The sequence below is a fragment of the Nostoc sp. LEGE 12454 genome (assembly GCF_056620565.1).
In genome coordinates, this window is sequence record NZ_JBWQXL010000014.1 from 73,176 (window position 1) to 85,979 (window position 12,804).

Below are 12,804 nucleotides of genomic sequence, written 5' to 3' on the forward strand. Positions count from 1 at the left end.
GCAAATTTTTTCTGCACAACTTGTATAGGTTACAAAAGTTACTTTAAATTATCAAGCACTTCCTTATCCCTTGAAGTAGTGAGATATAGCTGTTGCAGATAGGCTTTGATAAACAAATCAATTTTACCGTCTAATAAAAGGATTTTGTAACTTTGGCTTTCTCCCCATTTACAGTACATTCGTAGCAGCATATATGCCTGACGGGGTGACAAAAAAGGCTAGGATACTGATAAAATAGAGCTTCATAGCCCTCTTTTCTGTTCATCTAAATTACTACTACCTAGCTTTGGTAATAACTCAAAATATATTGAGAAGCTTCTTTTGTCCCAAATTACACTTACCATGAACAGATTTATACAACCCCAATTTGTGCGGTCAATTGCTAAATAGATTATTTTTTGGGGTTCAAAATATATTTCTAACCATTCGATAACTATCGGAAACCAAATTTTTTTTTATGTCGAGATTTGGTACTGACAATAATCTCTGGACTTTCTTTCTTCTACTTTCAAATTCGATGGGTATTGGTAAAGCATGGGCCACAGCTTCTAAACTGACTTTCTTAATCACTTGCAGCACGTTAATCAAAATTTGCAGTAAGAGATATTCGGCTGTACTCAGTTGACTTTTGAGATGTGTTTGGTAGAATTTAGGTAACATTATCAATCTTATTAGTCTTATTGACAAAAATAGACCGAGCTTTTTCTACCATAAATTGCTGCTTTCTTTATCTCATAAGCTTTTTAGTTTATTTTGTCGCCCCGTCAGCTACATCATATAGCTCAAACTTCTTCATCCCCACTCCTCGGAGTTAAGAGATATGGGATAAGAAATTTGGAGAATTTAGAGGTCTTATATTTAATTACTAAGCTCATTAAGTTATCTTACTTGATACAACTTTACTTCATAAGGATTTAAACGAGTACTGAAACTTGCATTAGAAAATAGATTATTAATAGTTTTTTCATTAAAAGTAACTATTTTACCAGCTAAACTCTGAGTCAGTTTTACTACGAAATTTATTTGAGTTGAAGTGTGATTAATAGCTATTATTAAATATTTTGTAGTATTAGGAATAGGAAATAATTTAACTTCTATATTTGGGTTGTTTACTTGTACTGGATTACTTAAATCTTCTCCTCTAACGATTGCAGGAATGTAATCTCGGAATTCTTTAATAGTAGGATACAAAACTGACTCATTCCAGGAAGGTGAAGAGAGATAGTGTATCCAAAATAGCAGCCCATCAGCCCCTGTAAGGACTGATAAATAAAACATATAGCGAAATTCCAACTTTGTTGGTAATCGGAAATCGGTCTGATTTCCTCTATAAGCTTGTATTACGTTCCAAAATTTTTTGTTTTTAACATCAGCAAGGGAAATAACTTCGTAGAGTGCTTTTCGGTAAAATGATACCCATTGAAATTCTACAACTCCGTCTTTGCAAGGATAACAATCCCACATCAGTATATCCATTGCATCACTGTAAGGTTCAATTTTTTCTATCTTGGTAAAAACTAATGCCACTGGCTTTGATTTATCTTCTTCCTTAATAGCTTTGTATACCTTTTTTAAAAGATTTGGAGAAAGTGGTGTAGGTTTTTTTATTTCTGGTTCATCATAAAGATACCAAGCATAAACTGAGGGATGGTTTTTATAAGTACGAATAAAGTCTTTCACTCCTGAGATATTTCCTGATTCAATTAAAGTACGAGGAATCTCAAGCAGGATTTTTATTGGTGTTTTTTTAGAAGCATCCAAAAATGCTTGGATTTTTGCCTTGCCCTCTTTTTCAACATAGGGCATTAATAAGTCAATTCCTTTAGAAGATGCTTTGATTGGGACATCCATATTGTTAATATTGTCATACCAACCTAAGAAAAAAGGTAGACTTCGTTTGCGATTATTTAAATATTTTTTGGGATTTAAACTCACAAGTACGCTGCTAGTACTAGCTGCTACGAAACCAGGAATTAAAGCTAGGAATTTACGCCGTGTTATCATTATCAAATATTAAATGTTAGAACAAGCTTAATTAAACATCACATTGATTGGTTTGGCAATTTTTGGTATTATCTATGAACCATTGCAACTTATTCAAGGACATTTGAGGGCCTACCTCATACCTCAGTAGCGATGTAAACAAACTTTTGTCCGCGAGAAAACTAGTCACGTGCAACTTTGGTGATATATGCTGATCCTCTGAAAATCATTGGCAATATTTAGAATTATAAATATCTTGTAACAGTTTCACTGCATTAGCATTTTTTGCGATGAATTTGAAGCGATCGCTACCACCAACAGTTATGCTTTCTTTAGTCACTGTCCTCTTTAAGAAGTGACATCATGAAAGTATCATTTTATACTTTTATTTTTGTATCTTCGTAGTAGTGGGCTTCACTGTTGTATACCAGAGTTGGTATTTGAGGTCTAGTCTTTGCTCACTTGACAACGGTACTGATGTTTTCTCTGGAAGCGCATTTGCCGGAGTGACAGCGAAAATAATTGCGATCATAGATAAGATAGTTAAATTTAGAACTTTTGTTTTTAGTATTTACCCTTAATCTCAATACTGACTATTTGCAGATGAAACTACCACAAATTAAGAATTATTTACCCTATAATGTCAGTTTTAACATGCCTTTATCAGTAGCAAAAACAACTTAACATCGACGAATAACCACTGTCCAGTGACTAAGTGTAACCTTTAATTAATCCATAGCTAATTCTCTGTGTGCCTCAGCACCCCTACCCTGCGGGAAGGCGAAGCGCCTATGCATTTAAATAAAAAAGAAATCAGCATACAGTTCCCAACCTACTACTTAGTTACAAAACTTAGACTTAATCTCAGACAAACTAGAGTATACACTTTTAAGACTGTAGACATTTAAGATACAGGTTCTACATACTTCTTAATAAATCCGCCTTGAGAACGCAAAACGTTCTAATCTAAAAGCTAACTGGGTTAATTTACTGGCAGTTTTGCAGGCAATACTCTCAAGCTCATAAAGCATAGACACAGCGATGTGTCAAGCCTCAAAACAATCCAGACTTAACATATAAACGCTTATGATGGGAGTTTTACAAATCCGATGAGTGTTAAGGCGAGTGGTGGAAGCTCGGTTGCGCGTCCGCAACTATATCAAACCCTAACTGTATCCACAATTACCCAAGCAGAGCAGCAAGACCGCTTCTTGGGAAATGGTGAACTAGATGAACTGGCAAGCTATTTTGCATCTGGTGCAAAGCGTCTAGAAATTTCTCAGACGTTGACGGACAATGCCGAGATTATTGTGTCTCGAGCTGCCAACCGGATTTTTGTCGGTGGTTCGCCAATGGCTTTTTTAGAAAAGCCCAGAGAAGTAGAAATAGTACCTGTTAGTGCTGGTGCTAATGTTCAGCAAGGGATGCAACTAGGAACTGTAACCTACGTTGAAAGTCGTGGCGGGTTCCTAGAAAATTTACGCTCAATATTTAACTCATCCCCCAGTGGTCCGACACCTCCAGGTTTCAGACCAATTAACATTGCTCGTTATGGCCCGAGCAACATGGCCAAGAGCTTGCGGGATTTATCTTGGTTCTTGCGCTACGCTACTTATGCGATCGTTGCTGGCGACCCCAACATCATAGCGGTGAATACAAGGGGTTTGCGGGAAATCATTGAAAATGCCTGCTCTGGAGAAGCAACGCTAGTAGCTTTACAAGAAATCAAAGCTGGGGCACTTTCATTTTTCCGCAATGACGCTGAGGGTACAGAAATTGTGTCTCAGTACATGGATGTTTTGTTAACAGAATTCAAAGCAGCCACACCCTCAAATAAAGTGCGCCAACGCCCTTCTAGTGACCAGCAAGGGTTAGAATTGCCGCAAATTTACTTTAACGCGGCAGAACGCCGTCCCAAGTTTGTGATGAAGACTGGGTTATCCAGTAGCGAAAAAAATGAGGTAGTTAAAGCGGCCTATCGACAAATCTTTGAGCGCGACATTACCCGTGCTTATAGCTTGTCCATATCTGACCTAGAATCCAAGGTGAAGAATGGCGACATCTCTATGAAAGAGTTTGTCCGTCGTTTGGCTAAATCTCCCCTTTACCAAAAACAGTTTTACCAGCCTTTTATTAACAGCCGAGTCATCGAACTAGCTTTCCGTCACATTTTAGGACGGGGGCCAAGTAGCCGAGAAGAAGTACAAAAATACTTCTCGATTATTTCTAACGGTGGTCTAGCAGCCTTAGTAGATGCCTTAGTAGATTCTGCTGAATACAGCGACTATTTTGGTGAAGAAACAGTACCCTACCTGCGGGGTCTGGGTCAAGAAGCACAAGAATGTCGCAACTGGGGACCGCAACAAGACCTGTTTAACTACAGTGCGCCTTTCCGCAAGATACCTCAGTTCATCACCACATTTGCGGCTTACGAGCAACCGCTACCAGATCAACATCCTTACGGTTCTGGTAACGACCCCTTGGAAATTCAGTTTGGGGCGATTTTCCCGAAAGAGACTCGCAACCCCAGTACCAGTCCGGCTCCTTTTAGTAAGGATACGAAACGCATCCTGATTCACCAAGGAGCAGGGATTAATAACCAAAATAGTAATCCCAGAGCGCGGGGTGAAGCTCCTGGTACTCTTGGTCCCAAGGTGTTCAAGCTAGATCAACTACCTGGTACTAGAGGTAAAAAGGCTCCCAAAAGTTCTAGCGTCAGATACTCCGAAAGCTCCACGCAAGCATTGATTAAAGCTGCTTACCTGCAAGTTTTCGGTCGCGATCTTTACGAAGGCCAGCGCCCGAAGGTATTGGAAATCAAGCTGGAAAACGGCGATATCTCTGTACGCGAGTTTATCCGTGCTTTGGCTAAGTCGGATGTATTCCGCAATCTGTACTGGTCATCGCTGTATGTTTGTAAAGCGATCGAGTATATTCACCGCCGCTTGTTGGGTCGTCCGACTTATGGTCGTCAAGAAATCAACAAGTACTTTGACATTGCTTCTAAACAGGGCTTTTACGCCGTCGTTGATGCCATTATTAACAGCGTAGAATACAGTGAAGCATTTGGTGAAGATACAATTCCTTACGAACGGTATTTGACTCCTGGCGGTGTATCCGGGCGACAATTACGCGTTGGTAGCATTCGTGATGATATTGCCGCAAAAGTCCAGAAGGAAGTAACACCAAGCTTTGTGACACTGGGTACAGTGACAGAAAAGCGGTCAGAACCAGATATTCAGTTCCGCATTAACCAAGGTGTCAGCAAGCAACGGGAACAGACCAAAATCTTCAAGCTGGTGGCCAATACCAGTGACAAAGTTGCAGTCAAAACTTTGATTAGCGCTGCGTATCGTCAGATATTTGAGCGGGATATTGCACCCTACATCGCCAAAAACGAATTTACCAAATGGGAAAGCAAGCTAGGGAATGGCGAAATTAGTGTGAAGGAATTTATTGAAGGTTTGGGTTACTCTAACCTGTACCTGAAAGAGTTCTACACACCTTACCCCAACACCAAAGTGATTGAGTTGGGAACCAAACACTTCTTGGGACGTGCGCCACTAGACCAAGCAGAAATCCGCAAGTATAACCAGATTTTGGCTACTCAAGGTATTCGTGCTTTTATTGGTGCTTTGGTAGATAGTGTGGAATATAACCAGGTGTTTGGTGAAGATACGGTGCCTTACCGCCGCTTCCCGACCCTACCTGCGGCAAATTTCCCGAATACGGAGAAGCTTTACAACCAGCTTACCAAGCAAAACGATGACGTGGTTGTACCAAGCTTTAAGCCAGTACAAGCCCGTGTCGGAGTTAGTAACGATACGCCGCTTTTGGTACAGGCGATCGCAGATATCGCAGCCCAAACAAATGGTCAGCCATCCTTTGCTGAACTGGGCCGTTCCTACAACGATGCTAGCGGACAAACCGTGGAAATGGGTGTGCGTAAACATGCGCGCATTTACCGTCTAACAGAAAACACCAACCAAGACGAAAAACAACAGGCAATCAACGCCATTTATCGTCAAGTATTGGATGTATTTAGCGGTGAAGTACCCGATAATTTCCGTCGCACTGACCTAGATAGCAAACTCCAAAATGGTGAAATTTCCGTGCGGGAGTTTGTGCGCGAACTAGCTAGTTCCCAAATCTATCGCCAGCGCTTCTTATCACCTTATCCTCATGCCAAGGTCATTGAGTTCCTCTTCCGTCATCTGTTGGGGCGTACACCCGCAACTCAGGAAGAAATTGGCCAATATAACAAGCTGCTAGTCGATAGCGGTTTGTCAGCTGCTGTAGAAGCAATAGTCGACAGTCCAGAATATAGCCGCTACTTCGGTGAAGATGTTGTACCTTACAACCGCTTCCCATCTTTGCCAGTAGGTAACTACCTCGGCAGTGTAGCAGTTGATTAAGCAGTAGGGACTAGGAAATTAGGGAATAGGGTACAGATTATTTACTGTTCCCTGTCCCCTGTAACCTTTCCTCTGTCCCCTTCTTAACCTTTCGTAATACCGCTCTCAGATTGCAGTTAAAACAGTAAATTCTGAAAAGCAATATTACAAAGTATTAAGAGCAGTCATAAATGCTCAACAGAATGCCGGAAAATGTTTTGCGGAAGGTAACTGAGTTTGAAAGCTTGTGTACTAATGTTGACTCAAGCAAACTCGTAATTTTTTAGCCGTAGCAGTTGTAAAACTGTTGTGTCTAAAAGGACGAGAAAACAAACTCAGTAAACCAAACTCAAAGTCGCACCAGTTTAATCAAATCCTGGTTTCATTCGTATTGGAGGAATCCATTAATGAGTATTGTCACGAAAGCTATCGTGAATGCTGATGCAGAAGCCCGCTACCTCAGCCCTGGTGAGTTAGATCGGATCAAGTCCTTTGTTGCAAGTGGCGAGCGCCGTGTGCGGATTGCTCAAGTTTTGTCAGAAAATCGCGAACGGCTCGTTAAGCAAGCTGGCGATCAACTGTTCCAAAAGCGTCCTGATGTTGTATCTCCTGGTGGTAACGCTTACGGTCAAGAATTGACTGCTACTTGTCTGCGTGACCTAGACTATTACCTCCGCCTCGTTACCTACGGTATCGTTGCTGGTGATGTCACCCCCATCGAAGAAATTGGTGTTATTGGTGCCCGCGAACTGTACAAGTCCTTGGGAACTCCTATCGATGGTGTTGCTGAAGGTATCCGTGGGCTGAAGAATGGCTCTACATCATTGCTCTCTGGTGATGACGCTAGTGAAGCTGCTGGCTACTTCGACTACCTAGTTGGTGCCCTTCTAGGATAGGGTAAAGCTGTTTACCTACTTAAACAGAAGTATTGCAATACGGTTGGAAATAAGGAATTAACAACATGGCTCAAGACGCAATTACCGCTGTCATTAACTCCGCAGACGTTCAAGGCAAATACCTTGACTCTTCTGCTTTAGAAAAGCTAAAAGGCTACTTCGCTACTGGCGAACTACGGGTACGTGCTGCTAGCACCATCAGCGCTAACGCTGCTGCGATCGTCAAAGAAGCTGTAGCAAAATCTTTGCTATACTCTGACATCACTCGTCCCGGCGGCAACATGTACACCACCCGCCGCTATGCTGCTTGCATCCGTGATTTGGACTATTACCTCCGCTATGCCACCTACGCTATGTTGGCTGGCGATCCTTCCATCCTAGATGAGCGTGTGCTCAATGGCTTGAAGGAAACCTACAACTCCTTGGGCGTTCCCGTTGGTGCTACCGTACAAGCTATCCAAGCAATCAAAGAAGTAACCGCCAGTTTGGTAGGTTCTGATGCTGGTAAGGAAATGGGCGTTTACTTAGACTATATCTCCTCTGGCTTAAGCTAAGAACTAGTTTGCGCTTAAGAATTTAGGTGCGGCTTTATTAAGGTCTGGAAATCAACCGTGAGTGCTAGAACGTTGTATTGCTTATCTTGGTAAATTATCAGTGATGAGTGTTGGTGGTCTAGTATTGATGTTTGATTTCCAGCCTTTGAATGATTAAAAGATTTGCACTCAAGATTTTGAGATAAAAAAGTTTTCACAAGGTATACAGGAGATTTTCAAAATATGTCCCGTTTGTTTAAAATTACTGCTCTAGTTCCCAGCCAAACCCGAATTCGGACTCAACGCGAACTGCAAAATACTTACTTTACTAAGCTAGTTCCTTATGAAAACTGGTTCCGCGAACAGCAACGTATTCAAAAAGCAGGTGGCACAATTATCAAGGTGGAACTAGCAACTGGTAAGCAAGGCGCTAATACTGGCTTGTCGTAATTCTGTAAATAGAATATTATTTTAGGGAATTGGTAAGAGGTCGAGAAAGACCTCTTTTTTGTTGAGAATTGATACTACAAAAAACCTGGTAATTAAGTAATATAGAAACAAGGTACTCTTAATCAAGCTTGTTAACCTTCTTAAAGTACTTCTTCCACTCAGCATCTAGGGCAGCTTCGTACTGAGAACCTAGTTCTTGGCTACTTCCGTACCTAACAAGATTGACCCCCTGCATACTTGATAATTGTAGTAGATAGCTATCTTCTAAAGGACTATCAAGACTCACAACCTCATCAAGCCTTATTGATACAGTAGGGCAGTTTCCAAAGAAATATTGAGTATAAGCATTAGAGTAATTATGATATTGAGAAAGTTTATTCAAGCGATGTTCAGCAGGTTCAGTCTTGATTACATATCCTGCCGCAATGAAACCACGTTTCCCTTTTCCAGTTTTTTTCAAGTAGGCTTTATCTCCAACCTTAATTGACTTGACCTTACCTGCACTCCAAGTAGTATAGTCCTCTCCTTCTTTTTTGATGTACTCAATTGCTTCTTCAATATAGCTAGGAATATGAACATCAATATCTGGATTTGCTAAAAAAATACGTGTTGGCATGATTATGCTGCACCTAGATTAGTACAAGGGTTATCAATTTCTATGAAAAGTATATAATTAGCTTTTATAATATATGTATCTTTTGTATACTTCCGTACATGTACTCTATTTCAGATAAATACTTTTAGAACACTTTCAGTCAATTTTCGAGCGATCGCTTTTAACTATAGCAATCATATTTTTTAGTATAAAATAATACTTTTTTGTTACAGAGTAAAGATGGCAATTTGTCAGAAATATTGAATAGTGGTGTATTGAAGTTAACAACTCTAATATTTATGGTTGTAAAGCTTACTTATGAGTTATAAGTTATGATTTATGAGTTTTATTTTTAACTCCTAATTTCTAACTTTTTACCTGTACCGATCGTGAATCTACGCCGCCTGATTCCAATTTTTGATAGTTCAGTCTCCAACTGGGCATTAGAAGCGCGGTTGTTGCGCTGGTTAACGTTGATTTGGCTGTTCGTCGGCTTGATCATGCTATTTTCAGCATCATATCCTGTCGCTGATGCCCGTCAGAATGATGGTTTGTACTACTTTAAACGTCAACTGCTTTGGGTCTTAGTTTCCTTAATCGGATTCAATATTATTGTTAATTCGCCGTTGCAGAAAATTTTGGGACTATCCCATTGGTTTTTGTTGCTGTTTTTGGGGTTAATTTTTGTCACACTGATCCCAGGATTGGGAAAAAAGGCTTTTGATGCAGCGCGTTGGATTGCGATCGGGCCAATTCCGATTCAACCTTCAGAACTAATTAAACCCTTTTTGGTGTTGCAAAGTGCGCGGCTTTTTGGTCAATGGGAACGAATTAGTTGGCGGGTTCGCTTCGCTTGGTTGGGTGTTTTTGGTCTAGTACTTTTAGGAATTCTTGCCCAGCCTAACTTGAGTACAACGGCACTTTGCGGCATGACTATCTGGCTAATTGCTTTGGCAGCAGGCTTACCTTACAAGTACCTGGGAGGAACAGCAATTGGTGGAGTAATGTTGGCGCTACTCAGTATTAGTATTAAAGAGTATCAGCGTAAGCGGGTGATGTCATTCCTCAATCCTTGGGCGGATGCTACAGGAGATGGCTACCAGTTGGTGCAAAGTCTACTAGCTGTGGGTTCTGGTAAAACTTGGGGAGCTGGATATGGGCTTTCTCAACAAAAGCTGTTTTATTTACCAATTCAAGATACTGATTTTATTTTTGCGGTGTTCGCTGAAGAGTTTGGCTTTGTTGGCAGTATGGTGTTGTTGGCACTTTTAGCTACATTTGCCACTCTCGGATTAGTTGTGGCGCTGAAGGCTAAAAATATCGTACATCGATTGGTAGCGATCGGTGTGACGACTTTGATGGTGGGACAATCATTGCTCCACATCGGTGTTGCTACAGGTTCTCTACCGACTACTGGCTTACCTTTGCCCATGTTTAGTTATGGTGGTAATTCCATGATTGCCAGCTTAATAGCTGCTGGGTTGTTGATTCGGGTAGCACGTGAGAGTAGTGAAGCTGAGGTAGTACCGTTGCGAAAACCTCAGCTTGAAAATGGGCGCAGACGCCGAGCTTTTCATAAAACCAGGAATTGAGCTAGTATTTCATATATCTCTGCTTTTCACATCGCTCAAAAAGTTATCTCTGAGGTAAGGGAGTCTTAAATGGGCTATTGCTAGGTGGCAGAGTAGGTGGAATTGGGTTAATGCCAGGTATAGGAGTAGGCTCTACTTTTTTGAGGACTGTGATTGCAAATCCTTTTTGCTGGGGTTGTTGCTTACCAGATATATCATTGACTAGCAGTCCGATTTGAGCTGGGAAGGCTTGATTTACTGGAAACTTGGTTGAACCAACTGCTGGAACGTCATTGCCGTATGGTAGAAGTTTAACCTGAATATTTTCTCCCTCTACTCTCCAACTCAGAATAGCAGATGTTCCTTCATTGAGAACCAAATTTGGTTGTTCGCTACCGTTAATTTTGAAATAGACAATCTTAAATGGTTTGGGTAATATTGGAATTTTTGATTCAGCTTTTTTAGAACTGATTTTGTCGCTTCCATTGTTAGAAATAGCTTTAATTTCAAATGCAAAACTTCCCACTTTATTTGCTAATAAAGGAATATTTTTACATTGCAGTTGTTGATTTTGTTGTATACATAGTTTTTTAACTTTGGGGTCTGTAATATTGCCTTGATTAAATTTGTAAGTAACTGGTTCACCATAAGATGTACCATCATCTGCATTGCCGACAATCTGTAGTTGTGACAGCAATAATGGACGTGCAATTGTCCAACTAAAAAAAATATTTTCACCTTTTGTGTACTGGGGCTTATCTGGCTGAAAATTAACTACTGATGCAATTGGTTTTTCTGCAATTTCTACTTGGGTAGTTTGTGCTACTACTTGGTTAGTTCGGGAAAATATTTGTATACCATTGCGATAAAAGGCTTGTAACTCAAAAGTGTAATTTCCTTTTGTTTTCACTCCAGTTTTAACGTTGCTACAAATTAACTCTTGTTTATCTTGTACCTGACAAGGAGGGATTTCATTAGTGCTTCCTTTACCCAGTGTTTCAGGAATACCATTGCTAAAGTCATAAGTAATAGGCTGAATAGGTTGGGAACCTTTAGCCGTCAAAACTAACTTTTTTAACTGTTTATATTGATGAATTTCCCAGTTTAAAGCTACCTCATCACCTTCAGTAATTTGAGAGTCATTTGCACTAAAATTTTCTAATCTCAAAGGATCGGGGTTTAAAATTCGCCAAATTATAAATCCTATCCCTCCCAATAACCCCAATATTGCCAAAATTAATAGAAGAAATTGCCACCAAGGACGGGGTTTCCATACCAAAGTTCCTTGAGGCAGTGTGTTCGGTAGGGGTAAATTCTGTTGGTCTTTGATATCGAGTTGAAAGTTGATCGCTAGCCCTGCACCAAACCACGGTCGTCGCCACCAAGGTTTGGGTTTGACCGTCAAATTAGCCACAGCACTTCTATTAGGTAATAATCTGACTTCAGTAGGATCGAATTTGTAAGTATATAGTTCTTCTTCGTCTCGACTTTTTAAGTTTAATATCAGTTCGCGGACAATATTGCCCTGGTTAGCTAGTGATAACTCGTACTTGCCAAGACTACGGCTAACTTGTCCCAAGATGGTATTAAGTTGTATATCTAAGCGATAATTTGTCGGAATTTGGATATACACCAAATCCAGTAGTACTAAATCTGGAGAGTTTTCTGAATACAAGCGGATTGTCGGAGAATAGCTTCCCGCAAGGGTATCCCCAGGTGGGTGAAATTTCAACAATATTTGACCTTGATTACCAGGATTGAGTTCTAGTGCAGTCACGTCAGACACTAATCCTGGCCCCTCAAATCCAGTTGCAGGATAATTAATTGTGAACCAGTCATCGTCTAAATCTGGACAACTCAAGCGGAATCTATCTACGAGATAAGAGCGATTATCAACTATTACCTCCACTTGCAAAGGCTCACTAGGATTGAAAATTAACGGTTTGTTGGGGTTGGTGTTAGGTCTAATGGAAAATGTCGGGTCGTTCACCCGAATTGCGGTCTGTTCTTTTAGCAGAACCTTAATTTGGTTTGCGAAGGTTATGGGAGTATCTTGTGGATAATGTAGAGGAGAATCTACGACTAGTGTATAGTCATAGGTTCCTGGGAGAGCATTTGCGGCAATTTGAAACTCAAATCTTACTTCGTCACTATTTTGCCCTGGAGCTAATGCTAAACTTTCTCTGGGAGAACTAGACCAGCCGGTTAAATTTTGAAATACTTCGTCAAAAACAAAATATAAGTCAATAACCGCACTTTGATTTCCCTGATTGATTACAACAATATAGAGTTCAATGGTATCTCCTGGCATCCCAAATTGAATTCCAGGTGGGTTGATAATAACTTGCAGTGGATTGAATTTAGCTTGCATGTCATTGATTC

7 protein-coding genes and 2 pseudogenes are annotated in these 12,804 nt (G+C 40.5%); 5 read left to right on the forward strand and 4 right to left on the reverse strand.

The features are described 5' to 3' along the window. Positions 1-251: 251 nt before the first annotated feature. A pseudogene (locus AC1F2U_RS17055) lies at positions 252-660 on the reverse strand (IS4 family transposase); the annotation flags it as partial. Positions 661-879: 219 nt separating this feature from the next. Then, positions 880-2,004 carry a hypothetical protein gene (locus AC1F2U_RS17060; RefSeq protein WP_480262176.1) on the reverse strand — a complete coding sequence of 375 codons (1,125 nt, stop codon included), beginning with the start codon at positions 2,002-2,004 and terminating at the stop codon, positions 880-882. A 1,088-nt stretch (positions 2,005-3,092) separates the two neighbouring features. Between AC1F2U_RS17060 and AC1F2U_RS17065 the strand changes: the two are divergent. From AC1F2U_RS17065 to AC1F2U_RS17080, 4 genes and pseudogenes are all read left to right on the forward strand, one after another. Beyond that, positions 3,093-6,386, forward strand: a pseudogene (locus tag AC1F2U_RS17065) (phycobilisome rod-core linker polypeptide); the annotation flags it as partial. A gap of 398 nt (positions 6,387-6,784) precedes the next feature. Continuing rightward, positions 6,785-7,273, forward strand: a complete 489-nt coding sequence (gene apcA / locus AC1F2U_RS17070; protein WP_099100538.1) for an allophycocyanin subunit alpha — start codon at positions 6,785-6,787, stop codon at positions 7,271-7,273. A gap of 65 nt (positions 7,274-7,338) precedes the next feature. Beyond that, positions 7,339-7,827 (forward strand): allophycocyanin subunit beta, encoded by a 489-nt coding sequence (gene apcB, locus AC1F2U_RS17075; protein ID WP_069068902.1) that lies wholly within the window; start codon positions 7,339-7,341, stop codon positions 7,825-7,827. Positions 7,828-8,049: 222 nt separating this feature from the next. Next, positions 8,050-8,256: a phycobilisome linker polypeptide gene (locus tag AC1F2U_RS17080; protein ID WP_094349821.1), complete on the forward strand. Its 207-nt coding sequence runs from the start codon at positions 8,050-8,052 to the stop codon at positions 8,254-8,256. 118 nt (positions 8,257-8,374) lie between these two features. On the opposite strand, the gene AC1F2U_RS17085 is transcribed toward AC1F2U_RS17080, so the two are convergent. Continuing rightward, positions 8,375-8,872, reverse strand: a complete 498-nt coding sequence (locus tag AC1F2U_RS17085) for a hypothetical protein (protein ID WP_480262177.1) — start codon at positions 8,870-8,872, stop codon at positions 8,375-8,377. A gap of 368 nt (positions 8,873-9,240) precedes the next feature. Here AC1F2U_RS17085 and AC1F2U_RS17090 point away from each other — a divergent pair, with 368 nt between their 5' ends. Beyond that, a complete protein-coding gene (locus AC1F2U_RS17090; protein WP_480262178.1) occupies positions 9,241-10,443 on the forward strand; it encodes an FtsW/RodA/SpoVE family cell cycle protein in 1,203 nt (400 codons plus the stop codon). Between the two features lie 43 nt (positions 10,444-10,486). On the opposite strand, the gene AC1F2U_RS17095 is transcribed toward AC1F2U_RS17090, so the two are convergent. Further along, complete coding sequence (locus tag AC1F2U_RS17095) at positions 10,487-12,793, reverse strand: COG1470 family protein (protein WP_480262179.1); 2,307 nt, start codon at positions 12,791-12,793, stop codon at positions 10,487-10,489. Positions 12,794-12,804 lie beyond the last annotated feature (11 nt).